At 70.7% G+C, this 24,599-nt stretch carries 33 protein-coding genes; 20 read left to right on the top strand and 13 right to left on the bottom strand.

Translation table 11 applies throughout. The features are described 5' to 3' along the window. Nucleotides 1-218 precede the first annotated feature (218 nt). On the top strand, nt 219-563 hold the full coding sequence (locus ACFUTX_RS15280; RefSeq protein WP_378866534.1) for a hypothetical protein: 345 nt from the start codon (nt 219-221) through the stop codon (nt 561-563). Here the strand turns inward: ACFUTX_RS15280 and ACFUTX_RS15285 are convergent. Then, nucleotides 560-1,144 carry a helix-turn-helix domain-containing protein gene (locus tag ACFUTX_RS15285; protein ID WP_378866537.1) on the bottom strand — a complete coding sequence of 195 codons (585 nt, stop codon included), beginning with the start codon at nt 1,142-1,144 and terminating at the stop codon, nt 560-562. The two genes, ACFUTX_RS15280 and ACFUTX_RS15285, sit on opposite strands and share 4 nt — an antisense overlap. A gap of 88 nt (nt 1,145-1,232) precedes the next feature. On the opposite strand from ACFUTX_RS15285, the gene speB reads away from it, so the two are divergent. The 7 genes from speB (at nt 1,233) to ACFUTX_RS15320 (ending at nt 6,768) form a co-directional block, all read left to right on the top strand. Beyond that, the gene (gene speB, locus ACFUTX_RS15290) at nt 1,233-2,210 is read left to right on the top strand and encodes an agmatinase (RefSeq protein WP_378866539.1); all 978 of its coding nucleotides are present in this window, start codon (nt 1,233-1,235) and stop codon (nt 2,208-2,210) included. An 11-nt stretch (nt 2,211-2,221) separates the two neighbouring features. Then, the gene (locus ACFUTX_RS15295; protein ID WP_378866541.1) at nt 2,222-2,611 is read left to right on the top strand and encodes a YybH family protein; all 390 of its coding nucleotides are present in this window, start codon (nt 2,222-2,224) and stop codon (nt 2,609-2,611) included. A 40-nt stretch (nt 2,612-2,651) separates the two neighbouring features. Then, nucleotides 2,652-4,028, top strand: a complete 1,377-nt coding sequence (locus tag ACFUTX_RS15300) for a purine-cytosine permease family protein (protein WP_378866544.1) — start codon at nt 2,652-2,654, stop codon at nt 4,026-4,028. Next, complete coding sequence (locus ACFUTX_RS15305) at nt 4,018-4,683, top strand: cyclase family protein (protein ID WP_378866547.1); 666 nt, start codon at nt 4,018-4,020, stop codon at nt 4,681-4,683. Before ACFUTX_RS15300 ends, ACFUTX_RS15305 begins: the two co-directional genes overlap by 11 nt. Before the next feature lie 221 nt (nt 4,684-4,904). Then, a complete protein-coding gene (locus tag ACFUTX_RS15310; protein ID WP_378866550.1) occupies nt 4,905-5,636 on the top strand; it encodes a phosphatase PAP2 family protein in 732 nt (243 codons plus the stop codon). Next, nucleotides 5,629-6,465, top strand: a complete 837-nt coding sequence (locus ACFUTX_RS15315; RefSeq protein ID WP_378866553.1) for a DUF1206 domain-containing protein — start codon at nt 5,629-5,631, stop codon at nt 6,463-6,465. The genes ACFUTX_RS15310 and ACFUTX_RS15315 overlap by 8 nt, the downstream gene beginning before the upstream one ends. A gap of 126 nt (nt 6,466-6,591) precedes the next feature. After that, nucleotides 6,592-6,768 (top strand): hypothetical protein, encoded by a 177-nt coding sequence (locus ACFUTX_RS15320; RefSeq protein WP_378866556.1) that lies wholly within the window; start codon nt 6,592-6,594, stop codon nt 6,766-6,768. 484 nt (nt 6,769-7,252) lie between these two features. Here the strand turns inward: ACFUTX_RS15320 and ACFUTX_RS15325 are convergent, their stop codons facing one another. Further along, nucleotides 7,253-8,104, bottom strand: a complete 852-nt coding sequence (locus ACFUTX_RS15325; protein ID WP_378866558.1) for a helix-turn-helix domain-containing protein — start codon at nt 8,102-8,104, stop codon at nt 7,253-7,255. Between the two features lie 140 nt (nt 8,105-8,244). Between ACFUTX_RS15325 and ACFUTX_RS15330 the strand changes: the two genes are divergently transcribed. Together ACFUTX_RS15330 and ACFUTX_RS15335 are read left to right on the top strand one after the other, a co-directional pair. Next, nucleotides 8,245-9,189, top strand: coding sequence for an SDR family oxidoreductase (locus ACFUTX_RS15330; protein ID WP_378866561.1), 945 nt, complete (start codon nt 8,245-8,247; stop codon nt 9,187-9,189). 51 nt (nt 9,190-9,240) lie between these two features. Beyond that, nucleotides 9,241-9,558 carry a hypothetical protein gene (locus ACFUTX_RS15335; RefSeq protein ID WP_378866564.1) on the top strand — a complete coding sequence of 106 codons (318 nt, stop codon included), beginning with the start codon at nt 9,241-9,243 and terminating at the stop codon, nt 9,556-9,558. 3 nt (nt 9,559-9,561) lie between these two features. Here the strand turns inward: ACFUTX_RS15335 and ACFUTX_RS15340 are convergent, their stop codons facing one another. The 4 genes from ACFUTX_RS15340 to ACFUTX_RS15355 form a co-directional block, all read right to left on the bottom strand. Further along, the gene (locus ACFUTX_RS15340; protein WP_378866565.1) at nt 9,562-9,717 is read right to left on the bottom strand and encodes a hypothetical protein; all 156 of its coding nucleotides are present in this window, start codon (nt 9,715-9,717) and stop codon (nt 9,562-9,564) included. Nucleotides 9,718-9,791: 74 nt separating this feature from the next. Then, entirely contained in the window at nt 9,792-9,944 is a 153-nt protein-coding gene (locus tag ACFUTX_RS15345; RefSeq protein ID WP_378866567.1) for a hypothetical protein, read from the bottom strand. Nucleotides 9,945-10,141: 197 nt separating this feature from the next. Continuing rightward, the gene (locus ACFUTX_RS15350) at nt 10,142-10,402 is read right to left on the bottom strand and encodes a hypothetical protein (RefSeq protein ID WP_378866568.1); all 261 of its coding nucleotides are present in this window, start codon (nt 10,400-10,402) and stop codon (nt 10,142-10,144) included. A gap of 29 nt (nt 10,403-10,431) precedes the next feature. Further along, nucleotides 10,432-10,626 (bottom strand): multiprotein-bridging factor 1 family protein, encoded by a 195-nt coding sequence (locus tag ACFUTX_RS15355; RefSeq protein WP_378866570.1) that lies wholly within the window; start codon nt 10,624-10,626, stop codon nt 10,432-10,434. Nucleotides 10,627-10,737: 111 nt separating this feature from the next. On the opposite strand from ACFUTX_RS15355, the gene ACFUTX_RS15360 reads away from it, so the two are divergent. Together ACFUTX_RS15360 and ACFUTX_RS15365 are read left to right on the top strand one after the other, a co-directional pair. Further along, nucleotides 10,738-11,274, top strand: coding sequence for a helix-turn-helix domain-containing protein (locus ACFUTX_RS15360; protein ID WP_378866573.1), 537 nt, complete (start codon nt 10,738-10,740; stop codon nt 11,272-11,274). Between the two features lie 10 nt (nt 11,275-11,284). Further along, nucleotides 11,285-11,788: an ImmA/IrrE family metallo-endopeptidase gene (locus tag ACFUTX_RS15365; protein WP_378866576.1), complete on the top strand. Its 504-nt coding sequence runs from the start codon at nt 11,285-11,287 to the stop codon at nt 11,786-11,788. A gap of 43 nt (nt 11,789-11,831) precedes the next feature. Here ACFUTX_RS15365 and ACFUTX_RS15370 read toward each other — a convergent pair whose 3' ends face one another. After that, the gene (locus tag ACFUTX_RS15370; protein ID WP_378866579.1) at nt 11,832-13,544 is read right to left on the bottom strand and encodes an amidase; all 1,713 of its coding nucleotides are present in this window, start codon (nt 13,542-13,544) and stop codon (nt 11,832-11,834) included. Between the two features lie 74 nt (nt 13,545-13,618). Then, nucleotides 13,619-14,662: an agmatine/peptidylarginine deiminase gene (locus tag ACFUTX_RS15375; protein WP_378866583.1), complete on the bottom strand. Its 1,044-nt coding sequence runs from the start codon at nt 14,660-14,662 to the stop codon at nt 13,619-13,621. Between the two features lie 66 nt (nt 14,663-14,728). Between ACFUTX_RS15375 and ACFUTX_RS15380 the strand changes: the two genes are divergently transcribed. The 8 genes from ACFUTX_RS15380 (at nt 14,729) to ACFUTX_RS15415 (ending at nt 21,481) form a co-directional block, all read left to right on the top strand. Next, nucleotides 14,729-15,376 carry a TetR/AcrR family transcriptional regulator gene (locus ACFUTX_RS15380; RefSeq protein WP_378866586.1) on the top strand — a complete coding sequence of 216 codons (648 nt, stop codon included), beginning with the start codon at nt 14,729-14,731 and terminating at the stop codon, nt 15,374-15,376. Next, entirely contained in the window at nt 15,373-15,924 is a 552-nt protein-coding gene (locus tag ACFUTX_RS15385; RefSeq protein ID WP_378866588.1) for a cysteine hydrolase family protein, read from the top strand. The genes ACFUTX_RS15380 and ACFUTX_RS15385 overlap by 4 nt, the downstream gene beginning before the upstream one ends. Nucleotides 15,925-16,241: 317 nt before the next feature. Next, complete coding sequence (locus ACFUTX_RS15390; RefSeq protein WP_378866591.1) at nt 16,242-17,225, top strand: DUF389 domain-containing protein; 984 nt, start codon at nt 16,242-16,244, stop codon at nt 17,223-17,225. A 115-nt stretch (nt 17,226-17,340) separates the two neighbouring features. Next, nucleotides 17,341-18,309, top strand: a complete 969-nt coding sequence (locus ACFUTX_RS15395) for an LLM class F420-dependent oxidoreductase (protein WP_378866594.1) — start codon at nt 17,341-17,343, stop codon at nt 18,307-18,309. A 26-nt stretch (nt 18,310-18,335) separates the two neighbouring features. Then, on the top strand, nt 18,336-19,163 hold the full coding sequence (locus ACFUTX_RS15400) for a glycosyltransferase family A protein (RefSeq protein ID WP_378866597.1): 828 nt from the start codon (nt 18,336-18,338) through the stop codon (nt 19,161-19,163). A gap of 53 nt (nt 19,164-19,216) precedes the next feature. Continuing rightward, on the top strand, nt 19,217-20,266 hold the full coding sequence (locus ACFUTX_RS15405; protein ID WP_378866600.1) for an iron-containing redox enzyme family protein: 1,050 nt from the start codon (nt 19,217-19,219) through the stop codon (nt 20,264-20,266). A 4-nt stretch (nt 20,267-20,270) separates the two neighbouring features. Beyond that, entirely contained in the window at nt 20,271-21,269 is a 999-nt protein-coding gene (locus ACFUTX_RS15410; RefSeq protein WP_378866603.1) for a glycosyltransferase, read from the top strand. Further along, a complete protein-coding gene (locus ACFUTX_RS15415; protein WP_378866606.1) occupies nt 21,266-21,481 on the top strand; it encodes a CDGSH iron-sulfur domain-containing protein in 216 nt (71 codons plus the stop codon). Before ACFUTX_RS15410 ends, ACFUTX_RS15415 begins: the two co-directional genes overlap by 4 nt. Before the next feature lie 158 nt (nt 21,482-21,639). Here ACFUTX_RS15415 and ACFUTX_RS15420 read toward each other — a convergent pair whose 3' ends face one another. The 5 genes from ACFUTX_RS15420 to ACFUTX_RS15440 all read right to left on the bottom strand — a co-directional run bounded on the left by ACFUTX_RS15420 (nt 21,640) and on the right by ACFUTX_RS15440 (nt 24,477). Continuing rightward, nucleotides 21,640-22,314 (bottom strand): DUF6766 family protein, encoded by a 675-nt coding sequence (locus ACFUTX_RS15420; RefSeq protein ID WP_378866609.1) that lies wholly within the window; start codon nt 22,312-22,314, stop codon nt 21,640-21,642. Between the two features lie 5 nt (nt 22,315-22,319). Further along, the gene (locus ACFUTX_RS15425; RefSeq protein WP_378866612.1) at nt 22,320-22,442 is read right to left on the bottom strand and encodes a hypothetical protein; all 123 of its coding nucleotides are present in this window, start codon (nt 22,440-22,442) and stop codon (nt 22,320-22,322) included. A gap of 110 nt (nt 22,443-22,552) precedes the next feature. Further along, complete coding sequence (locus ACFUTX_RS15430) at nt 22,553-23,281, bottom strand: DUF72 domain-containing protein (protein WP_378866615.1); 729 nt, start codon at nt 23,279-23,281, stop codon at nt 22,553-22,555. Between the two features lie 16 nt (nt 23,282-23,297). Then, nucleotides 23,298-23,597 (bottom strand): hypothetical protein, encoded by a 300-nt coding sequence (locus tag ACFUTX_RS15435; RefSeq protein ID WP_378866618.1) that lies wholly within the window; start codon nt 23,595-23,597, stop codon nt 23,298-23,300. Between the two features lie 82 nt (nt 23,598-23,679). Further along, complete coding sequence (locus ACFUTX_RS15440) at nt 23,680-24,477, bottom strand: SDR family oxidoreductase (protein WP_378866621.1); 798 nt, start codon at nt 24,475-24,477, stop codon at nt 23,680-23,682. Nucleotides 24,478-24,599 lie beyond the last annotated feature (122 nt).

Raw genomic sequence — 24,599 nt, forward strand, 5'->3', positions numbered from 1 at the left:
GTCCGTGCACGCGGCGGTTTCTCGAGCGTTTGGGGGCGCGCTCTCCCGTTCGGGGCGCGCCCGACCGCGCCCCGAACGCCAGACTCCGCCCCAAACGCGACCGCGCCCACGCGTGCGGCAATGGCTTCCCGAATGTCAAGCCCCGCCCGCAGATGGACGCGGCGACGCATGGTGGATCGTCGGCCGGTTCCAGACAGCCGACAGAGGAGTTCAGCAAGATGACCATGCAGCATCCCGTCGATCGAGCGCAGCGTCGCGTCGAGTCGCAGTCCCGCCCGCAACTGGTCTGGGTGGGCGACGGTGGATGGGTCGCCGTCGACCCGACGGCCGACGTCCACGACCCTCTGCGGGTCCTCGCCTTCCTCGAGTGCCGTAACACGGTCGTGCGCCTCGAATGGATCCGCGACGCCGGAGAGGTGCGCGAGTTCGCCACGCTGCGCGAGGCCCTCGACGCCATCGACGACGCCATTCTCGTCGGGGGAGTCCGCCAGGCGCCCCGCGTACGGCCGTGGTCGCGCGTCCGCGCCGGGGGCGACCGCCTACGCGGCATGCCGCCGGTCTAGGACGAGCCGCTCCAGGGTGCGGGCGCGATCACCCAGAGAGCGACCGCCGGCTCTCCGCCCTCGACCTTCCACGTATGCGGCTCCCGCCCGGGGAAGGTGAGCGCGTCGCCCGCGCGGAGCAGCACCGTGCGGTCGGCGAATCTCACCGACACGGCGCCCGACACGATGTGCAGCACCTCCACGTCGCAATTGATCGTGTACAGCTCGTGACCCCCGTGCGCGTCGGCGTCGAGCTCGGACCGCAGCAGTTGCACGCGCTGCTCTCCGCGGGGCGACATCAGGCGCTCATCCGCCCCGAATCCGCCGAGGTTGATGCGCGGTGCGTCCTCGAACGCGATGTGCTGCACCTCGGGCTCCGCGAAGAGCGCGCCGACCGGCAGCGACAGCACCTGACACAGCTGCACGAGCGTCGCCACGCTGGGGGAGGTCTCGTCCCGCTCCACGCGGCTGAGGAAGCCCTTCGACAGGCCCGTCGTCTCCGCGACCTGGGCGAGAGACATGCCCTGCAGGGTGCGCGCCGCTCGGAGTTTCGCGCCGATCGGCGTCGCGGTCTGCTCGGCATCGGGATGGATCGCGCGCACGGCAGCCCCTCTCCGCGCTTGACGCGCCTCCCTCTGCGGCGTACCTTTGCCGCAAGCGTTGCACCCAGAGTATCGAAAGTTGTCAAATATGCAACCTCTCGACGGAGAGAACCCCGGCCCGGCGGCATCCGCCCCTCTCGGTCCCGTGGACGCGAGCGTCGTGCCCCGGTTCGCCGGCATCGCGACCTTTGCGCGGCTGCCCCGGCTCGACGAGGTGGAGCGGGCCGACATCGCGGTCGCGGGGATCCCGTTCGACAGCGGAGTCAGCTACCGCCCCGGCGCCCGGTTCGGCCCGGCGCACGTGCGAGAGGCGTCGAGGCTGCTGCGTCCGTACAACCCGGCGCAAGAGGTCTTCCCCTTCGCGTCGCAGCAGGTCGCCGACGCAGGTGACCTCGTCGCCAACCCGTTCGATCTCGACGCCGCAGTCGCCGAGATCGAGGCGGGCGCCCGCGCACTCCGCGAACGGGCCGATCGGCTCGTCGTCATCGGCGGCGATCACACCGTCGCCCTTCCGCTGCTGCGCGCGGTCGCGGCCGAGCACGGACCCGTCGCCGTCCTGCACTTCGACGCGCACCTCGACACGTGGGACACCTACTTCGGAGCACCGATCACCCACGGCACGCCGTTCCGCCGCGCCTCCGAGGAGGGCCTCATCGATCTGACCGCGAGCATGCACGTCGGCATCCGCGGTCCGCTCTACGCCAAGAGCGATCTCGACGACGACGCGCGCCTCGGCTTCGCGATCGTGTCGAGCGAGTTCATCGAGAAGGAGGGTGTCGAGGCCGCGATCGATCGCGTGCGCGCCCGCGTCGGCGACGCGCCGCTGTACATCTCGATCGACATCGACGTGCTCGACCCCGCGCACGCCCCGGGAACCGGAACCCCCGAGGCCGGCGGCCTCACGAGCAGGGAACTGCTCCGGATGCTTCGTGCCCTGTCCGACCTGCGGATCGTCGGCGCCGACGTGGTCGAGGTCGCGCCCGCCTACGACCACGCCCAGGTCACCGCCGTCGCCGCGAGCCACGTGGTCTACGAACTGCTGAGCGCCATGGCGCCGCGCCCGTGAAGGAGAACCCCATGACCACCCCGAATCAGGCGGATGTCGAGGCCGCGGCATCCGCCATCGTCGACGCCTTCGCCGCCACCGACCGCGACCGGTACTTCGCCGCATTCGCACCCGACGCCACCTTCGTGTTCCACACCGAGCCCGCGCGGCTCGACGACCGCGCCACATACGAGCGCCTGTGGGATGAGTGGGTCGCGAGCGGGTGGCGCGTCGTGGAATGCACCTCGAGCGACCGCCGCGTGCAGGTGTTGCCGGGCGCCGCCGTCTTCACCCACACCGTCGACACCACCGTCGAGACCGCGGACGGACGCGAGTCGTATCGCGAGCGCGAGACCATCGTCTTCGCCTTCGAGGGCGACGGCCTGGTTGCCGTGCACGAACACCTCTCCCCGCTGACCTGATCTGCCTTTCTCTCCCTACCCGACCCTGAGGAGCCCGAAGATGTCGCTCTACACCCGCCTCGAACGCCGCCTCGAGGAACAGTCCGACGATGCCGGAGCCGTGCGCGGCACCTACTCGTCCGGCCGCATGCTGATGATCTGGCTCGCCGCGAACCTCGTGGTGACCACTCTGCTCACCGGCACGCTCTTCGTGCCCGATGTGCCGTACGGTCTCGTGATCGCGCTGATCGTCGGCGGCACCATCGTCGGTGCCGCCGTGCTCGTCGCCGTCGGAGCCATCGGCACGCGCACCGGACTGCCGACCATGGCGCTCACACGCGGTCCCTTCGGCACCCGCGGCAGCCTCCTGCCGGTCGCCGCGAACGTCGTCATCCTCATGGGGTGGAGCTGGGTGCAGGCGATGCTCGCCGGCATCTCGCTCGACTACATCGTGGCGTCGCTCACCGGTTTCTCGAGCCCGGTGCTCTTCGCCGTGATCTGCCAGACGATCGTCGTGATCCTCGCGATCTTCGGCCACGCGGGCGTCGCGCGGGTCGAGCCGTGGTTCGCGGCCGTCATCCTCGCCATAGCCGCGTACATCTTCGTCGTGTCGTTCACGACCTTCTCGCCGGCGGACTTCGCCGCCATCACGCCGAACCCCGAGCCGTTCTACTCGCCCGGTCTCGTGTTCGACGTCGTGCTCGCGACGGCGATCTCGTGGACGGTGCTCGCCGCCGACTTCAACCGCTTCGCCCGCACGACCCGCGGCGGGGCGATCGGCTCGGGCATCGGGTACACCCTGTCGACCGTGATCTCGATGTCGCTCGGCGCCACGGCGATCGGCTACGTCGTGCTCAGCGGCGGAGAGGCGATCCCCTTCGACCCGGTCACGATCATCGAGCCCTTCGGCGCCCTGTTCGCCGTCGCGATCTTCCTGTCGGTCATGGCGACCAACACGATGGTCGTGTACGGCATGGTCACGACGGTGGTGAACGCGATCCCCGGCCGACGCGTGCCCTTCCTCGCCACGGCGCTCATCCTCGGTGCGATCTCGATCATCGGCGCGACGTTCTTCGGTCTGCTCGCCGCGTTCACCACGTTCCTCGTCACCATCAGCGCCCTGTTCGCGCCGATCTTCGCGATCATGATCGTCGACTACTACCTCGTCAAGCGCGGCGCCTACGAGCCCGACATCCTGCGCCCCACCGGCGGGCGGTACTGGTACACCGGCGGGGTCAACTGGATCGCCGTCGGCTCGTGGGCGGTGGGCGCGATCCTCGCGTACGTGTGGGCGTACGTCTGGCCGCTGCCGTTCGGCGCGACGGTGCCGTCGTTCCTCGTGACGTTCGTGCTGTACCTGCTGCTGTCGCTCCCCGGCCGCACGCGGGACCGCTTCGCCGAGGCGCGCAACCTCAGCGACACCGTCGATGCCCGCTGACGTCGAAGGCCGCGGCCTGATCGACCTCAGCCACCGGATCGAGGACGGGATGCCGGTGTACCCCGGTGATCCCGCGGTGCACATCCGGCACGCGCTCGCGCTCGCCTCGGACGGCGTCGCGGTCGACGAGCTGCAGTTCGGCACCCACACCGGAACGCACGTCGACGCCCCGAGCCATACGGTCGCGGGCGGACGCACCATGGCCGACGTCCGCCTCGACGAGCTCGTCGGCGAAGCGCTCGTGATCCACGTCGGCGGCCTCGGAGGACGAGAGGTCTGCGACTGGCACCGGCTCGACGACGCGGCCGGCGGCCTGCCCGAATCGGTGCCGCCGATCGTGCTGGTGAATAGCGGGTGGGCGCGGTGGTTCCCCGACGACGAGCGGCGGGCGCGGCATCCGTCCCTCGCCGCCGATGCGGCCCGCGAGCTCGTCGCGCGAGGGATGCACGTGCTGGGCGTCGACATGCTGAGCCCCGACCCCACCGGTGCGGACGACGACGCGTTCCCGGTGCACGAGGCGGTGCTGGGGGCGGACGGGCTCATCGTCGAGAACCTGCGCGGGCTCGAGCAGCTGCCCCACCGGATTCGCGTAGGGTTCTTCCCGCTCCGGCTCGGCGGCGACGGCTCGCCCGTGCGCGCGGTCGCCGGCATCTGAGGCCCGGCCCGCTGGGGCCTCGGTTCCACGAACCGCGTGGCCGTAACTCAGGCTAGGCGCCGCCGACCCGACGGCGTTCAACCCCGAAATCCGCCGAACCCGATCGGCGGAGTACAAGCGGAGCCTGAGTTGCGGCCGCGCTCGGGCAGAAGATTTTACACACTCGGAGCCGCGGCATCCGCCCCTTTCCTCCGCTCCGGCGGCTCTGGGACGATCGTCGTATGGGAGAGGGGCCGGACGGACCGGCGCGCACGGACGCGCCCGCGAGCGCCGTCGCCGAGGAGCAGCGCAAAGCCGACGCCGAGGTCGACGAGCGTCGCGCGATCGCGCTCGTCGTCGGCGTGGCGGCAACGGTAGCCTTCGTCGTGCTGAGAACCGTCGTCGCGCTCGGCGGCCACGACCCGCTTCCGATCGATCTGTGGTGGAACGACCTCATGCTCGCCACGCTGACCGACGTCGGCGTCGTCATCGCGTGGGTGCCCGCCATCGTCGGAGGCACGATCGGCATGATCCTGATCGGCCTTCTCCTGGTGCTGCTGCTGTGGTGGCGGAGAGGGCGATGGGATGCCGCGACCATGGCGATCGGGATCGTCACCGTGGTCGCGATCGGAGCCCCGATGGCGGCCGTCATCGCCCGGCTGCGGCCCGAGAACTCGATGGCCGAGAAGATGGCCACATCCTTCCCGTCGGGTCACACCGCGGTCGCGACGACCGTCGTGGTCATCCTCGGGCTGCTGCTGCGCCGGTGGTGGGTGTGGGCGGCGGGCGCCGCGTGGGTGGTGCTCATGATGTGGAGCCGGACGTATCTGCACGCCCACTGGGCCAGCGATGTGGTCGCCGGTCTGCTGGAGGGGATCGCCGTGGCGACTCTCGTGTGGACCGCCGTGGAGGCATTCCGTGATCGGCGGGCGAGGACGACCGCCGCGGAAACAGAGGGAGACAGCAATGGGTGACAGCAGCACACGCGCCGGGGGCTCTCCGGTCGACAGCGCGAAGTCGGCGGCGGAGGCCGTGCAGGATTCGACGGTGTTCCGCACCATCGCCCGCATCGGCTACGTCGTCCTCGGCATCGTGCACATCGTGATCGGGGCGCTCGCCATCTCGATCACCACGGGGGGCGGGCAGGACGCCGACCAGGGCGGGGCGATGGAGCAGATCCGGCAGATCCCGCTCGGCGTGCTGCTGCTCTGGGTGATTGCCCTCGGTCTCGCGGCGCTGGCGGTGTGGCAGATCGCCGAGGCGGTCGTCGAGCGCGACCCCGACACGAAGAAGAAGTGGGGGCACCGGGCCAAGTACATCGGCACGGCCGTGGCCTACATCGCGATCGCGATCACCGCCCTGGTGTACGCGCTGGGCGGGCAGTCGGACTCGTCGCAGTCGTCGTCCTCGCTGAGCGCGCAGCTCATGGCGACGCCGGGCGGGGTGGCGCTGCTCGTCGCGATCGGTCTGCTCGTGCTGGGCATCGGCGTGGCCTTCGTCGTGCGCGGCTTCACCCGCGCGTTCGAGAAGCACCTGGCCCTGCCCGCCGGGACCGCTCGCCAGGGCATCGTGGTCTTCGGCGTGGTGGGTTACGTGGCCAAGGGCATCGCCGTCGCCGTGACCGGCGTGCTGTTCATCGTCGCCGCGATCACCCACGACCCCGAGACTGCGGGTGGCTTGGATGCTGCCCTGCACACGCTCGCGGGGCTGCCCTTCGGCCCGCTGATCCTGTGGGTGGTCGGTGGCGGGCTCGTCGTGTACGGGCTGTTCTGCTTCGCTCGGGCACGCTACGCCCGGATGTGACCGCGGGCTCCGCGGCCGCGCGCCGCCGGGTGCGGCCGCGGATTACACCTCGACCGCGCGGCGCGCAACGCCCGTACCTGTACGGCTGCGGCGACGTACGCTCGCGTGTTCAGAAGGGAGCACGCCATGACCGATTCACCCATCCCGCGCATCTCACCCGAGGACAGCAACCCCGCCAGTGACCTGAAGACGGATGTCATCAAGGACGTCGAGCGCGAGCACACCATCACGAGCGACGTCGTGGGTCCGCGCAGCGACGAGATCCCCGACCAGAAGTCGGATCAGGGGCCGCCCGAGGAGTGACGCACACGCCCGCTGACGGCGGTCGGCGGTTCCGTTCACCCGATGAGGCGACGGAGCCCGAACCTGTGGGATTGCGTTGATTCCTCGTAATCGTGGCGAAGAGGACGTTCTGGTGCTTATGGTGGGAGCGACGCACCGGCACAACCCAGGTCGTCCCCAGCGGCCATACGGGTGCTCGCTGTCCCCAGCGGTGGGCGCGCCGGAACTGTCCCCAACAGACGGCAAGCCGGGCGTCCGGCCCCCTCGGGCCGCTCGTGGGAAAGAGCACGGCTCGAGGGGGCTGTGACATGCCCAGAGTCCACGCTCAGTGTTCCCCAGTGTCCCCAGAAGGCCTGCGAAGCGAGATCCCCAGATCTCCCCAGTGCCCCGCGTGCCCCTGAGAACAAATGTAGCGTGTCCCCCTAATGGGGGACAGCCCCGAATCGCGAGATTGTGTGAATTTCTTCGCAAGCCCGGTAACGGCGAGGTTTCGCGCCGCTCCCGCTCACGAGACCGGATGCTTCGCCCCGGCGCCGATCACGGCCAGCAGCTGCAGCTTCTCGTGGCTCTCGCTGCCCGGCTTCGCGGTGTAGACCAGCAGGGAGTGCGACTGCGTCGGGTCGACGAGCGTCTGGCAGGAGAGCTCGAGCTCGCCGAGTTCGGGGTGGACGAAATGCTTCACTTCGCGCGGCCTCAGGCCCACCTCGTGGAGGTCCCAGATCTCCCGGAACTCCGGGCTGCGGGTGCGCAGGTCCTCGGCCATGCGCGCGGCGCGGGATTCGGAACCGCGCAACGTCGCGACGCCTCGGAGGCCCGACACCCAGAGGCGTGAGAGGTACTCGTGATCGCGCGGGGCGTAGAGCGCCCGCGTCGCGGGTCGAGTGAACCAGCGGTAGCCGATCGACCGCTCCAGCCCTGTGAGGCTGGCGGTGTCGCCGGTGAGGGCGACGCCGAGGCGGGTCTGCTTGAGCGTTTCGCCGAGCTCGGTGACGATCTCGGCGGGGGTGTCGTCGAGGCGATCGAAGATGCGCAGCATGCCGGGGCCGATGTGCTCGGTCGACGCACCGCGGACCGGCGCCTGGTGGCCGGCGAGGAGGAAGAGGTGGTCGCGCTCCTCGATCGAGAGGTGCAGGCCGAGCGCGATCGACGCCAGCATCTGGGTCGACGGCTGCGGCCCGGTTCCGCGCTCCAAGCGCGCGTAGTAGTCCGTGGACATGTGGCACAGCAGCGCGACCTCTTCACGGCGCAGGCCGTCGGTGCGGCGTCGGGGTCCGCGCGGCAAGCCGACGTCTTCGGGCTGCAGCGCCTCGCGACGGCGGCGCAGGAAGTCCGCGACTCCGCTGCGGTCCATGTCCATGCGGCCTCCTTCCGGCACTTCTCTCCGTTCTACCGGTCGGGCCGGCACGTATCCACGGATCGCCGATCAGTGGCTATGCGCGCCCTGGTTGATCCTCGAGATCCGGCGGAGGGTCGAAGCAGTCAACGATCGGAGTGGACATGCGACGGAAGAACATCGACATCAGCATCCCCAGCCTCGCCGGCACGCGTGCCCTGCTCACGGGCGGTAGCGACGGGATCGGGCTGCAGATCGCCACGCGACTCGCGTACGCCGGGGCCGAGGTGATCCTTCCCGTTCGCAGTCGTGCCAAGGGGGAGCATGCGATCGGTGCGGTCCGCGCCGCCGCGCCCGGCGCCCTCGTGTCGCTGCGCGAGCTGGACCTGTCGTCGCTGGACTCGGTGGCGTCTCTCGCCGAGGCGCTGCGGAGCGAAGGCGCACCCATCCACCTCCTCATCAACAATGCGGGCGTTATGACGCCCCCGACCCGCCAGACCAGCGCGGACGGCATCGAGGTGCAGTTCGCCACGAACCATCTCGCCCATTTCGCGCTGGTGGCGCACCTTCTTCCGCTGCTGCGGGAGGGCCGCGCCCGCGTGACCACGCAGGTCAGCGTCGCGGCGAACGAGGGCGCGATCAACTGGGATGACCTGAACTGGGAGCAGTCGTACGACGCGATGCGGGCGTACAGCCAGTCGAAGATCGCGCTCGGCTTGTTCGGGCTGGAGCTCGACCGCCGCAGTCGCGCGGACGGGTGGGGTATCAGCAGCAACCTGTCGCACCCGGGCATCGCGCCGACGAACCTGCTGTCGGCGCAGCCCGGGATGGGGCGCGACGAGGACACGCGCGCGGTGAGGGTGATCCGGTGGTTGTCGCGGCACGGCCTCGTCGTCGGCACGCCGCAGACGGCGGCGCTGCCCGCCCTGTATGCGGCGACGGCTCCGGATGCCGCGGGCGGGCGCTTCTACGGACCTCGGGGGCTCGGGCACCTGGGTGGCGCGCCGGCGGAGCAGAAGCTGTACTCGCGGCTGACGAGTCGCGAGGACGCCTCGCGGGTCTGGGCGCAGTCGGAGAGGCTGACACGGGTGCCGTTCCCGGTGAGCTGATGTCGTGCTCGGTGCCTTCCGAGTGTCGGCGCCCCCGGGCAGGCTGGTGTCATGAGCGAGCACGAAGCGGTGGTGCGGATGTGGAGCGGCGTGGTGCGCACCGACGACCGGGACGAGTATGCCGCGTATGTCGAACGCACCGGCATGGGGGAGTACCGCTCCACCCCGGGCAATCTCGACGCCTGGCTGCTGACCCGCGACCTCGGTGACGGTCGCACCGAGATCACCACCGTGTCACGGTGGCGCGACCTGGAGTCGATCGTGGGCTTCGCCGGTGACGACATCGAACGCGCGGTGTTCTACCCGGAAGATGACCGGTTTCTCGTGGAGCGGGACGAGCGGGTGCGCCACTACCGTCAAGCGACGTAGCGCTTAGTCGGCGGGGCGCTGGTCGAGCCAGCGGCGGTGTGCCCGGAGGGCGTGGGTCACGGCGAGCCGGATCGTCCAATACAGCGCCACTGCGAGGACGGCGAGCACGACGACGTAGAAGATGATGACGAAGTGCCACCCGGTGAGGCCTTGAACCATGAGCCGAGCCTATGGCCGGAGGTCAGATCAGCCGGGGAACTCTGCGGATCATGTGGATAAGCGGGCCCCTTGGCTCAGGGGTGCGTCTGCGCGGGGCGGTCCAGTCCGCCGCCCTCCTCCTCGGCAGTCGCGGCGTCTTCCTTCACCTCGTCGCTCACCGCATCGGTGGGGGGCGCGTCGTCTGCTACCGCATCGTCGGAGTGGTGGGTGTGGGGCTGATCGCTCATGTCGACCTCCTTCGTCGCTCCAGCCTGCTCGCGCGGTGCCTCGTCTCCCACCGGCTTGACAGCGGGCACGAGACCCCTCAGCGGCGCAGGTTCCGACTAACCCGGGCTCGATTCGCATGATCGCGCGTCGTCGTCCGGCGGTGAGAGGGGCACAGAGACGTGAGCGCTCCACGCGTCCGTCAACGACGCGTCCGTTTTCAGCAAACCCGGAACTCCGAGCTCTGCGAACGAGGCGGAGGGACGAAGTGGTCAAGATAATCGCCGGCGGCGGTCATGCAGAACAAGAGCGCCTGCAAGGAGTCCGCCCCGAATGTTTCCAGCTCGGCCGCCACAGTGCCGTCCTCGTTGAGGAACTGATACTCGAACGATGGCGGTTCGCCTGCACCGGTAAGGATCTGCAAGGTCAGGATTCCATCGTCGGTCGTGAAGTCTCTCCGGGCGACTATCACCTGTTGCATGTGTGCGACTCCCGTGCGGTGTGGGTCGATCAGTTCCTCTCGACGAGCGCGTCGGCGAGGATCTCGGCGACGTGGCCGAGCCACGCATCGGTGGGCGTCGCCTGGCCCCGTTCGACCTGGAGGAGGTAGAACTCCGGAACCTTTGCCCGTTGCGCGACCTCGGCCGAACTGAGGCCCGTTCTTAGCCGGAGCGTGCGGAGGACGGTTCCTGCAGTGTGGTTCATCGTGGAAAAATCGTATCGATCTTTCTTGGCGGGTTCCGCCCGCCACGGAAGACCTGTGGATAACTTTTCTTCGAGCGAATCGCTGACGGAAAGACTGCTACCGTTGCGACCATGACAGATACCGGCGAGCGGAAAGATCTGCCTCTCACTCGATATGCCATCGAGAAGGCATCGCATCAGCAGCGCATGGAGTACGGCCCGCTCCTCGCGGAGTACATCGCGCGCAGCGACCTGCAGCAGAAGCAGCTCGCCGAAGCCGCGGGTGTCACCGCGCGGACGATCCGCAACATCATCCAGGGCAAGAGCGCACCCCAGGCAGACAAGATCATCTCTCTCCTGATCGCGCTCGGGGTCGACGTCGACGGCGGCGAAGACCTCGATGTCCGCCCTTACACGAAGATGCTCGCCCCGGTCATCCGCCGGATCGACCCCGACTACCGGGCCGTGGCGGTGTCCGAGGCGATCGGCATCCTCTCCGACGCGGCGGTCACGCATCCCGACCGCGCACACCTCGCACGGGTGACGGCGTTCCCCCGTCGCGATGTCGGCGGTGAGAGGGATGATCTGCAAACGGTATCCCTCATCGGCGCCAAGGTCGCGGCGTCGAACGACGCCACGTTCGTCGACCCCGACCGCGCGGAGAGCTAGGAACGGCCACATGAGCAAGACCCGCGGCGGCGTGCGCCACGCCGCCCGAACCCGTGGCCACCTCGCGTCGCACGCGGCCGCGCCGATGTACGGCGTCGGCACGTTCCACGACCAGCCGCACGCCCGCGACTACGACCCGTGGGAGCACGCCGCGATGCTCGGCGTTCCCATCGTCTTCCGCGACGACCTCCCAGACCCGGGCATGGTCGCGTGCTACTCCGAAGAGCACGCCGCGATCTTCGTCCGCCCCACGCTCCACCGCGCGGTCGAGCGCTGCGCGATCGCCCACGAGATCGTCCACTACGAGCACGGCGACGTCGGCACCAGCATCCTTCAGGAGCGTCGTGCCGACCGCATCGCCGCGCGACGACTGATCAGGCCGCGCCGGCTCCTCGCACTCGAAGCGCTGACCGAAGATCCCGCCGTCGTCGCCTTCGAACTGCACGTCACCGAGCGCATCATGCGGGCCCACATCGACATGGTGCACGAAGGTCTGCTTCGCCGAACCGCGTGATGATTCCGGATGCCGGGGGCCGAGGCATCCGGAACCGCATCGGTCAGCCGGGCAGCCGGGGCGTGCGAGGCGGCGCGACCCGGCGACGGCCCGTGGCCTCGAACGCCGCCGCCAGCGACAGAAGCCGGGAGTCGTCGTACGCGCGCCCGATGAAGGTCAGACCCACCGGCATGCTGATGTCGGCCATCACTCCCATCGGCACCGTCACCGACGGGATCCCGAGGTGACGCATGGCGAGGTTCCCGTTCGCGATCCACACGCCGTTGCGCCACCCGAGGTCGGCCGACGCCGGGTTCACGTCCATGTCGGCAGGGCCGACGTCCGCCACCGCGGGGAACACGACGGCGTCGAGGGCCTGCGCGTCCATCCACTGCTCGAGGTCGAGGGCGCGGGTCCGCTCCAGGCCCCGCAGCCCGCCGTCCAGCTCCGGGATGTCCTCGAAGCCCGCGACCGGGTGCTCGCGGACGTGTGCGGGATACTCCGCGATGTCGTCGTCGAAGCCCGTGTAGCGATCGGGCAGCGCTCCCTCGGGGTGCGGGAAGATCCGCGAACCGTCGATCTGCGCCAGCGACGGGAAGGCGGGGTCGCCGTTGGCCTTCAGGAAGTCATCCCACGCCCACGCCGACAGGTCCACGATCTCGCGATGAAGGAACTCCGGCGTCACCAGACCCCGCGTCGCGATCGTCGGGGCTCCCGGCCGATCGCCCTCGTAGTTCGACACGACCGGGAAGTCGACCTCGACCACCGTCGCGCCGTGGGCTTCGAGGTCGCGCCGCGCCGCCTCCCACAGATCGACGACCGACTCCCGCGTCTCGATGCGCTGCCCGGTCGGGCCGCCGATCCCCGGGTTCTCGCCGGTGCCGGCCTCGGGATCGGCGTTGATGTACATCCGGGGCACGCCGATCCGGCGCCCCGCCAGCGCACCGGGCGTCGCAGCGGCGAGTGCGGGGTACGACCGGGGCCGCACGGCAGACGCGGCGGGCAGCGTCACCCACGGCTGAGCGCGCCAGAAGTCGCCGCGGGTCTCGTCATCGTCGGCGACGATGACGTCGAGCACCTCCAGCAGATCCGCCATCGTTCGCGTGTGCGGCACAACGACGTCCATCGTCGGCACCAGCGGCCAGTTCCCGCGCACCGAGATCACCCCGCGCGACGGCGTGTAGGCGCAGAGTCCGTTGTTCGACGCCGGGCCGCGACCGCTCGACCACGTCTCCTCGCCGAGACCGAAGGCCCCGAAGCTCGCCGCCGTCGCGGTCCCCGAGCCGTTCGACGACCCCGACGCGAACGGCGCCGTCAGGAAGTCCGCGTTGTACGGGCTCTCCGCCCGCCCGTAGAGGCCGCGCTGCATGCCGCCGTTGGCCATCGGCGGCATGTTCGTCAAGCCGAGGCAGATCGCCCCGCCCGCCCGCAGCCGCTCGATCGTGAACGCGTCCCGCTGCGCCACCAGATCGGCGAAAGCGGGGCTGCCCGATGCCGCCGTGAGCCCCCGAACGAGGTAGCTGTCCTTCGCCGTGTACGGGATGCCGTCGAGCGGTCCGAGAACGGCGCCGGCGGCGCGCCGGGAATCGGATGCCTCGGCCTCGGCGATCGCGTCGGGATTGCGCACGACCACCGCGTTGAGCGCCGTCTGGGTGTCGGGCCCGTCGTACGCCTCGATCCGCGCCAGGTACGCCCGGACCAGCTCGACGGAGGTCGTCCGGCCCGCCTCCAGCGCCGCGCGCAACTCGGCGATCGTCACTTCGACCACGTCAAACATCGAACGTCCCATCCACCTTCGCCGAGCCGGTTCCTGAGTAGGCCGCGCAGCGGCCGTATCGAAGGGCAACGACGTCAAACATCGGCGGCCTCGAGCCGGGGCTGCTGCTGCGTGATGCAGTGGATGCCGCCACCGCGGGCGAAGATCGGCCGGGCGTCGACGGTCACGACGCGGCGCCCCGGGTACTCCTCCGACAGGATGCTGCGGGCCGTGGCATCCGCCTGCTCCTCACCGAATCCGCAGGCGATCACGCCGCCGTTGACGACGAGGTGGTTGATGTAGCTCCAGTCCACGAAGCCCTCGTCGTCGCGGAGGGTCGCCGGTGCCGGGACGTCGACGATCTCGAAGGCGCGGCCCGCGGCATCCGTCTCTCCCTCGAGCAGGGCGCGCAGCTCGCGCGTGACCGCGTGGTCGGGGTGAGCGGGGTCGTTCTGCCGGTGCAGCAGCAGGCGTCCGGGCGACGGGATGGTGGCGACGATGTCGACGTGCCCGTTGGTGCCGAAGTCGTCGTAGTCGCGGGTGAGGCCGCGGGGGAGCCAGATGGCGCGGGTGCTGCCGATCGTGCGGGCGAGCTCCGCCTCGACGCGGGCGCGGTCGGCGTACGGGTTGCGGCGCGGGTCGAGCTGCACCGTCTCGGTGAGCAGCACCGTGCCCTCGCCGTCGACGTGGATGCCGCCGCCCTCGTTGACGAGCACCGAGCTGATGAGCTCGGCGCCCACCTCGGCGGTCACGAAGCGGCCGATCTCGGCGGAGAGCTTCCAGTCCGCCCAGTCGGGGGCGCCCCAGCCGTTGAAGGTCCAGTCGACGGCGCCCAGCACACCGGGGCGTTCCTCGTCGACGACGAACGTGGGCCCGAAGTCGCGCATCCAGAACTCGTCGAGCGGCGCCTCGACGATCTCGATATCACCGCCCAGCATGCGTCGCGCGCGGGCGGTCTCGCTCGGGTCGACGACCATCGTCACCGGCTCGAACTCGGCGATGGCGTGCGCGGTCGCCGTCCAGGCGGTGTAGCACTCCTCCTGCTCGGCCGGGGTCTCGCCGAGCGTCTGCCCGGCCACCGGGAACGCCATCCAGGTCCTGTCGTGGGTGGCTGTCTCGGAAGGCATCCGCCAGGCCATCGGGGGTCCTCTCTCGCGTTGTTGATCACTTGATCAATTCGGGATCACGGTACAGAATCGTCGGTGATGCCGTCAACAGCCACGCGAAGATCCGCTCCGGAGCGGATCGCGCAGATCACCGCCGCCGCCCGCTCCCTCGCCCTCGAAGCCGGCCTGGGCGCGGTCACCCTCCGCGCGGTCGCCACCGAGATCGGCGTCGCCCCGGCGCTGGTCGCGCATTATGTGCCCAGCATGGACGTGCTGGTGGCCGACACCTTCGCCGCCATCGTGGGCGAGGAGCTGGCCGAGGTCGAGCAGATCTCGCGGCGGGACTCGGCCGCCTCCGCGCTCGCCGCTGTGCTGGCGAGCCTCCTCGACGACCGCCGCGCGGAGGTCACCCTCGTGTGGGTGCAGAGCTGGTCGCTGGGCCGGCGCAGCGAGGCGCTCGCCGCATCCGTCCGCGACCAGATGGATACGTGGCGCACCTTCCTCGCCGGCGTGCTCGACCGCGGTGCGCGGGCGGGCGAGTTCCGGTGCGACGAGCCGGCGGCGATCGCGGGCCAGATCCTCGGGATGGTCGACGGGCTCAACGCTCACTCCCTCGTCGGCTGGCAGGATGCCTCGGAGCGCACCCACCTGCTGCTCCGGTCGGTCGAGGCGATGCTCGAGCTGCCGCCCGGTCGCCTGATCGCCCTCATCCCCGACGCCGCCGACCTCCCTGGAGCCCTCGCATGACCTCGGCCCTCGTCATCGTCGACATCCAGCGCGACTACTTCCCCGGCGGCGCGTATCCGCTCGTCGGAGCGGACGACGCCGCCGACCGGGCCGCGGAGCTGCTGGCGCAGTGGCGGGCGAGCGGCCTGCCGGTGATCCACGTCCGGCACGAGAGCCGTGAGCCCGGCGCGAGCATGCTCGTGCCCGGCACGCCGGGCGGCGAGATCGACCCCCGCGTCGCACCGCGCGACGGCGAGACGGTCGTCACGAAGACGTTCCCGAACTCGTTCCGCGCGACGCCGCTGGAGGACGTGCTGCGCGAGGCCGAGGCATCCGCCCTCGTGATCGTCGGGATGATGAGCAGCATGTGCGTCGACGCGACCGTGCGCGCGGCATCCGATCTCGGGTTCGACGTCACCGTCGCCGCCGACGCGTGCGCGGCGCCCGACCTCGAGTTCGGCGGCGTGCGGGTCGGCGGCGCCGAGGTGCACGCCGCCTTCATGGCGGCCCTCGCCTCGGCGTACGCGAAGGTCGTCCCGGCGGCGGAGCTGCTCGAGGTCTCCGCGTAAGAGCGCGGTGACACGGCCACGCGTCGAACGGCGGGGCGAAACCGGGGCTCGGCGCCCTGGGACCGCGCCGGTCCGGCGATTTCGCCCCGCGCTTTCACGCGAGATCGTTTCGACACCGTCGGGAATGAAGGAGAAACGCGGAGCGGGGCTCTGCCAGACCTGCGCCGCGCGGCGTGTCTCCTGTTATCTCGACGCAGATCGCCGGGATGCGCCCGCGTGCCACCCGTGACGGGGGATGCTCGTCGGCGCTCCCGCCACTAGGTTGTGGCTGTCGCGCCGCGTGCGGATCGGGGCGCCTGTCGCGGGTCGGGGGTCCGATGAACACCGTCGCACACATGCGGGACGCCGTCTTCTTCGAGGGGGAGGACGCCCCGCGCCGGTTCAGCCGGTTCTGGCTGCTGCTGGTGCTGTCGAGCGTCATCGCGGCCGCGGGCGTCGTGGCCGATTCGGACGCCACCGTCATCGGCGCCATGATCGTCGCTCCGCTGATGACCCCGATCCTCGGCATCGTTCTCGCGACGGTCCTGGGCGACCGCGTGAACGTCCTGCGGTCGTGGGGGATGGTGCTGGCGGGCGCCGCGACCGCGATCGGGGTCGGTTACGGGGTGGGGCTGCTGGTCGCCGCTCCCGTTGTGGCGTCGACGAACCCGCAGGTGGCGCAGCGGGTCTCGCCCGATCTCATCGACCTCCTCGCGGCGCTGGCGACGGGTGCCGTGGGTGTCATCGCTCTCGTGCGGACCGACATCTCCGACACGCTGCCGGGCGTGGCGATCGCGATCTCGCTCGTCCCGCCCCTCACCGTGGTCGGGCTGACGCTCGAGTCGCAGGCGTGGCAGGAGTCGCTGGGGGCGCTGCTGCTCTTCGCGACGAACGTCGCCGCGATCCTCGCCTCGGGTCTGGTGGTGCTGTCGGTCTACCGGGTGCGTGCGAGAGCGGATGCCGCGGCATCCGCTCGCCCGGATCAGCCACCGCGCTCAGCCCGGCGGCCGCTCGTGTTCGTCGCGGCGACGGTGCTCATCATCGCGGTGCCGCTGACCTTCTCGTCGCTGGAGTCGACGCAGGACACCGTGCTCGAGTCCCAGGTGCGGACGGCCGCCGCGCCGTGGGCCGCCGACAACGGCTGGGACATCGCCGAGGTCGCGATCGGCGACGACACCGCGCAGATCGTCTTCACGGGCGCATCGTCGGAACCGGACACCGCCGGGCTCGCCTCCGCTCTCGAGGACGCCGGGGTGGACCCGTCCACCGTGACGGCGCAGTTCGTGCCCGCGTACACGGTCCAGCTCGACTCGGCGCCCTAGGCGTCGGCGGGATAGGCAGGGCCGTCGGCACTGTCAACCCCTTCGCACGGGGGTGGGGTCTCGCGCAGGCTCGTTACGGTGCCGCGAACGGGGCGGCACCGGAGAGAGGATGAGCATGGCGCGATTCGGCTACACCCTGATGACCGAGCAGAGCGGACCCCGCGACCTCGTGCGCTACGCGCAGGCCGCCGAGGACGCCGGCTTCGACTTCGAGGTCTCGAGCGACCATTACTCCCCGTGGCTGGTGAGCCAGGGTCACGCGCCCTACGCGTGGAGCGTGCTCGGCGCCGTGGCGCAGGCGACCTCGCGGGTCGAGCTGATGACGTACGTCACGTGCCCCACGATGCGGTACCACCCGGCCGTCGTCGCCCAGAAGGCGGCCACGATGAGTCTGCTGTCGGAGGGCCGGTTCCTGCTCGGCGTCGGCTCGGGCGAGAACCTCAACGAGCACGTCGTCGGCGACGGCTGGCCGGCCGTCGCGACCCGCCAGGCGATGCTGCAGGAGGCGGTCGAGATCATCCGCGAGCTGCACACCGGCGAGCTCGTCACGTACGACGGCGAGTACTTCCGAGTGGACTCGGCCCGCGTGTGGGATGTGCCCGAGGGCGGTGTGCCGATCGGCGTCGCCGTGTCGGGCGAGGAGTCGATCGAGCGCTTCGCGCCGCTGGGCGACCACATGATCGCGGTCCAGCCCGAGGCGAAGCTGGTGGAGGGATGGGATGCCGCCCATGACGGCGCGTCGCGCAAGATCGGGCAGATTCCGATCTCGTGGGACCCGGACCTCGAGACGGCCGTCGAGCGGGCGCACGACCAGTTCCGGTGGTTCGGCGGCGGGTGGGCGGTCAACGCCGACCTGCCGACGCCGGCGGGCTTCGAGGCGGCGAGCCAGTTCGTCCGCACGGATGACGTCGCCGAGTCGATCGCCTGCGGGCCCGACCTCGACGAGCTCGCGGCGAGCGTCCAGCCGTACCTCGACGCCGGATTCACCGACATCGCGATCGTGCAGGTCGGCGACGAGCAGCAGGACCGGTTCCTCGCCGAGGTGGCGGAGCCCCTCCTCGAGCGCCTGCGCGCGCTGTCCTGACCGGCTGGGCTCGCTACGGAGGAGTCATGCCATCCGCCGAGGAATCGACGCGATCAGCCGACCCCGCGCTGGGCGTGCGGGTGTCGGTGGTCGTGCCGGTGAAGGACGACGCCGGCGACCTCGCCGAGTGCCTGCGGGCGCTCGCGGCGCAGACGCGTCCCCCCGACGAGGTCGTCGTGGTCGACAACGGTTCCCGCGACGAGACGAGCCGGGTGGCGCTCGCCGCGGGCGCGCGGGTCGTGCCCTGCCTCGAGCCGGGGATCCCGGCGGCGTCGGCGGAGGGCTACGACGCGGCGCGAGGAGAACTGCTGCTTCGGCTCGACGCCGACTGCCGGCCCGCGCCGGACTGGGTCGAACGCATCGAGAGCGCCTTCGCCCGCTCGCCGCACGTCGGCGCGATCACGGGCGGCGCCCGCTTCGTCGACGGTCCTCGGCCGCTGCGGATCCCGCTCGCCGTGCTGTATCTGGGGGCGTACGCGGGCACGACGAGCCTCGCGCTCGGCCACGCGCCGCTGTTCGGCTCGAACCTCGCGTTGCGCCGCTCCGTCTGGCTCGATGTCCGCGACGCTGTCCACCGCCACGACCCCGAGGTCCACGACGACCTCGACCTCGCCTTCCACATCGGCGATCGGCATCGCATCCGCTACCGGAGAGGCCTGGCGATGGGCATCTCGATGAGGCCGTTCCAGGATGCCGCGGCCTTCGGGCAGCGCATGCGGCGAGGCATCCGCACCGTCACCGTGCACTGGCCGCACGACTTCCCACCCCGTCGCTGGCTGCGCCTGTGGACGCGCCGGGGCGTAGCCGCGAGGGCAACGGCCGTCAACCCCCGCGACACCGCCGCACGTCGCTGAAAGGGTCGGATCACCGCGAATCGCGGGTGATCGCCGCGCGCCGAGGAGGACGCATGACCATCGCCGACACCGACATCACCACGGCGCACGGGCTGTCGCCCCGAGGACCGTTGAGCGCGACGACGCTCGCGATCCTCATGCACGCCGACTTCGCGCACCGTCGCGACGCCCTTGTCGGCGCCGCGCGCGACGCCGTGCTCGCCAGCGATGATGTCGCCGCCGACGAAGACATCCAGTTCACGCTCTTCCTGCTGTACGCCACCGCCTACGGCTCGCTCGACTGGATCGACCCGGGCTGGGAGTGGCATCCGGTGCTCATCGAGGCGCGAGGCATCCTCGAGGCAGCCTTCGAGGCCGCCCTCCGTCGGCAGGTGACGGTTCCGGCCCTTCCCGAGCCGCAGGCGCCGCAGATCGCCGCGGCCCTGTTCGAGCTGACGGCTCCGACGCCCGGCCCCTCGCTGTCGCGCTTCCTCGCGAAGTCGGCGACCCTCGAGCAGGCCAAGGAGTTCCTCATCCAGCGGAGCATCTACACGCTGCGCGAGGCCGACCCGCACTCGTGGGCGATCCCGCGCCTGACCGGCCGGGCGAAGGCGGCTCTGGTCGAGATCCAGTCCGACGAGTACGGCGCGGGGCGCCCCGAGCGGATGCACGCCGAGATCTTCGCTCGCACCATGCGCGGCGTCGGGCTCGACTCCACCTACGGCGCGTACGTCGATGTCGTGCCGGGCGTGACGCTCGCGTCCCAGAACGCGATGACGATGTTCGGCCTGAACCGGCGTCTGGTCGGCGCGGTCGTCGGCCACCTCGCGGCGTTCGAGATGACCTCGTCGCTGCCGAACCGGTCGTACGGCGACGCATTCCGGCGGCTCGGCTTCGGGGAGGAGGTCACCGACTACTTCGACGAGCACGTCGAGGCCGACGCCGTCCACGAGCAGATCGCGGCGCACGATCTCGCCGGCGGGCTCGGCGAGGACCGGCCCGAGCTCCTGCCCGACATCCTGTTCGGCGCGGCGGCCTGCCTCGCGCTCGACGACCGCAGCGCCGACCACATGCGCACCGCCTTCGAGGCGGGGCGCACGTCGCTGCGGGTGTCCGGTGACTGATCCGGTGCCTGACGCCGTCGCAACGACGGCGGAGCGACTCGCGCTCGAGTACGTGCTGCCCCTGCGGCGGCACGACCGTGAGGGCGAGGACGAGCTGGTGCGCTATCTCGGCGACCTCGTCGCGCGCGTCGACGTGACGGTCGTCGACGGGTCCGAGCGGGCGCTCTTCGACGCACTGTCGGACCGGCTGCCCGTGTCGGTGCGTCACGTGCGCCCCACCGTGGGCGGGCTCAACGGCAAGGCGCGCGGCGCGATGACCGGGGTTCGCCTCGCCCGCCACGACAACGTCGTGATCGCCGATGACGACGTGCGCTACGGCCCTCGCAGCCTCGAGCACGCCGCTCGCCTCCTGGCCGACGCCGACTTCGTGCGGCTGCAGAACGCCTACTCCGCTCACCCGTGGTGGGCCCGGTGGGACACCGCCCGCAGCCTCGTCGGACGCGCTTTCGGCGGGGACTTCGGCGGCACGGTCGCGGTGCGGCGGTCCGTGCTCCTCCGCGCCGGCGGATACAGCACCGACGTGCTGTTCGAGAACCTCGAACTCGAGCGCACCATCCGGCTGGCCGGAGGCAGGGTGGTGGTCGCGCAGGATGTGCTGGTGCCGCGCATCCCGCCGACCTTGCGGCACTTCGTGGGGCAGCGGGTGCGCCAGGCCTACGACGACTTCGCCCAGCCCGCGCGCCTCGCGGTCGAGCTGGCGCTGCTGCCGATCGCGGTGACCGCTATCGCGCTGCGGGCGTGGCGTGTGCTCGGTGCGGTGGCCGCCGCGGCCGTGGCGGTCGCCGAGGTCGGACGACGGCGGGGCGCCGCGCGCGGCGCGATCCCGGCATCCGCTGCGGTGTGGGCACCGGCCTGGGCGGCGGAGCGTGCCGTCACGGCGTGGGTCGCCGTGGTGTACCGGGTGCGGGGCGGCATGCCGTATGCCGGCCGCAGAATCTACGCGGCGGCCACACCGCAGTCGCTGCTGCGGCGGCGCCTGGCGACGGGAGGAAGAACCTCATGACCGAACAGATCGCGCGGGTGACTGCCTGCCCGAACGGACCCCTGCTCGTGCGCGGGCACGTCGAGATCCTCGGCGATGACGGAAAGCCGCTCCACAACCCGCGCCGCACCGTCGCGCTGTGCCGGTGCGGGGCGTCGGCGATCAAGCCGTGGTGCGACGGCACGCACAAGCTGACCCGGTTCACCACCGAGGCGCCTGCGGCGGCGGACTGACCGGATGCCGCCGGCCGAGGCATCCGGTACCGCCGGCGCGGTGTGCACAACGTCGGCGATCGAGGCGGTCCGCAGGCCGGGGGCGCCCTGGTGAACTCGACGCCGACCGGATCGCCGACGTTGTGCTCAGCGAGCGACCGTACGCAACCGGCCCCGGGTCACTCGCCCTCGACGGCCGTCGCGTGGTGCGGTGCGCCGACCGGCTTGGACTCGCTCGACCCCCGCTGCCGCAGGAAGATCGACAGCGCGATCATGGCCCCGACGGCGAGAAACTCGGACTGCCAGTTCTGCAGCGTGCGATTCCAGAAGTCCGGCGACGCCACGTATCCCACCCACGACATGAGCGGCTGCCCGTGGTCGGCGTTGTCCTCGTTCATCACGACGAGACCCGCCAGCGACTGCGCGAACCACGACAGCACGAACACGGTTCCCATGACGAGCAGCAGCGAGTTCGAGAAGATCACCTGACGGATGCCGCGAGCCCGCGCCCACTCGGGAGAGTCCGGCTTCGCGTGCTCGCCGACGAGCTGCTCCTCATCGGTGCCGACGCCTTCGTCGCCCGGCTTCTTCGACTCGGGCGATCCGCGCTGGACGAGCCAGATCGTCGCGATGATGAAAAGGAAGAACTGCAGGAACTCGGACTGCCAGTTCTCGGCCACGTCGACCACGAAGTCCGACGAGGTGATAAACGCGAGGAAGGCCTCGGGGGGCTGCCCGTGCTCGGTGAGCCGTTCGTTGTTCTCGAGGTATCCCGCCACGGACTGCCCGCAGAGCGTGACGACGAACAGGGCGCCGAACAGCAGGCTGAGAGCATTGTCGCGAATCGGGCGCACGGCGATCACCTCCCCACGAGCGGGATGGCGATCATGTAGGCGAGTCCCGCGGTCAGCACGAAGATCCAGCTCCAGAAGACGGCGGCCTCACCGCGGCGGGCGCCTTCCTCTTCGGGTGTGAAGTCCACGTCCCCCTCCTTCCGACGCGCGCGAGGAGCGCGTCCACGGACACATCCTCGGCGCGTGCCCGCGCCCGCATGAAGAGCCTTGACAATCGCCTGCGTCGAGCGAGCGATCCTCACAGGCCGAGCATCGAGCGCAGCGTCCAGGCGTTGCGCACGGCATGGCCCTCGCCGTCGTTGTTGAAGTAGGCGAGCACGTCGCGCCCCTGTGCATCCCACTCGCGGAAGCGGTCCGCCCACCAGGCGAGGTCGTCGTCGGAGTACGAGCCGGCGTACAGGTGCTCGCCGCTCGGCCCGTGCAGCCGCACGTAGACGAAGTCGGCCGTCGCCCGCAGGATGCAGTCGAGGCCCGCGCCGCTCATCACGACGTAGGCGGCACCGTGCCGCTCGAGCAGGTGGAAGACCTCTTCGTCGTTCCACGACGGATGCCGGAACTCGACCGCGACCCGCATCCCGTCGGGAAGGGCGGCGAGGAAGTAGTCGAGGCGGGCATCGTCGCGGGCGAGGGTGGGCGGCAGCTGCACGAGCAGCCCCGCGTGCCGGTCTCCGAGAGCGCGCCAGCCCTCGGCGATGCGCTCGATCCAGGCCTCGGGCGCGTACAGGCGCTTGGCGTGGGTGAGGCCGCGCGGAGCTTTGACCACCATCGCGAAGCCGGGCGGCAACCGGTCGTGCCACGACCGGAACCGTGCCGCACCCGGCCATCGGTAGAAGCTGGCGTTCAGCTCAACGGTGTCGAACTCCTCGACGTACCGGGGCAGACGTTCGCCGACCGGGAGACCCGGGCGGTAGAGAACCCCTTTCCAGTGGTCGTAGCTCCAGCCGGATGTGCCGATGCGGTACGCCATACCGTCCGTCGCGCCGTCAGACGACCTGGGGCCGCTCGCGGCGGGCGCTGAGGGGCGGCAAGTGGGGGATCTCGGACGGCCGCCGCGAACGGCCTCCGGCCGTGCGGTGACGCACCACGTCCTCGAGCACGTCCGTCGCGAAGAGGTACAGCGTGGGCAGCGCCAGGTTCTGCAGCCAGACCACCTCGACGAGGTCGTCCTCCGTCTCGGTGATGTGGGCCACGACGTTGCGCGAGTCGTCGATCGGATACGTCAGATCCTGGATGATCCATTCCAAGGGTGCGATCTTGCGCAGTTCGAGCGTGTTCACCGTCATCAACTCCTCTTCGAGCGGCCCCCTCAGCATGCGTCGCGGTGCAGGCCCTTTCCCACACCCTTGACATCCCCCGCCGTCGGGTTTAGGGCGTTCGCCAGTCGTCGGAGGTGAGGTGCGAGCCCGCCTGCGGGCCCATCTGGAGCATGCCGCCGTCGACCGCCCACGACGCGCCGGTCACGTACGAGGCCGCGGGGGAGGCGAGGAAGGCGACGACGGCTGCGATCTCGCGCGCGTGGCCCGGTCGGCCGAGCGGCACGCCCGGCCGCTTCACGCCGTGCGGATCGACGTCGTCCTGGTCGGTCATCGGGGTGGCGATCTCGCCCGGCGCGACCGAGTTCGCCGTGATGCCGTCCGATCCGAGCTCGAGCGCGAGGGTCTTCATGAGCCCGCCGAGTCCGTGCTTGGCGGCGTCGTATGCGGCGGAGCCGACGCGCGGCTGGTGCTCGTGCACGCTGGTGATGGCGATGAGACGACCCTCCTGGCCGCGATCCACCATGTGCGACGCGGCCCGCTGGAGGCACACGAACGCCGCCTCGAGGTCGACGGTCACGGTGTGGCGCCACTGGTCCAGGGTGAGCTCGAGGAATGGGGCGTTGTCTCCCGTGCCGGCGTTGTTGACGAACACGTCGACGCCGCCGAGCTGCGAGATGAGACTGTCGACGACGTCCCCGCAGGCCGGGACGTCGGTGAGGTCGAGCCGCTCGACGACGGCGGTGCGGCCGAGCCTGCGCACCTGCTCGGCCGTGTCCTGGGCTCCGGCTTCGTCGGAGTTCCAGGTGATGCCGACGTCCATGCCCGCTTCTGCGAGGGCGACGGCGGTGGCTTTCCCGATCCCGGAGTCGGAACCGGTGACGATGGCGCGCGTGGGTGTGAAGGTCATGTCTCGACCCTGACCGGCGGTCGAGGCATCCGGAACGGGGTTGACAGGGGAATGCCGTCAACCCCCTGTCCGCCACGATCGCGCCGTTCCTACCGTCGAGGCAGAGCGAAAGGAGCGACACG

It is taken from the genome of Microbacterium sp. NPDC057407, from assembly GCF_042803895.1.
GTDB lineage: Bacteria > Actinomycetota > Actinomycetes > Actinomycetales > Microbacteriaceae > Microbacterium.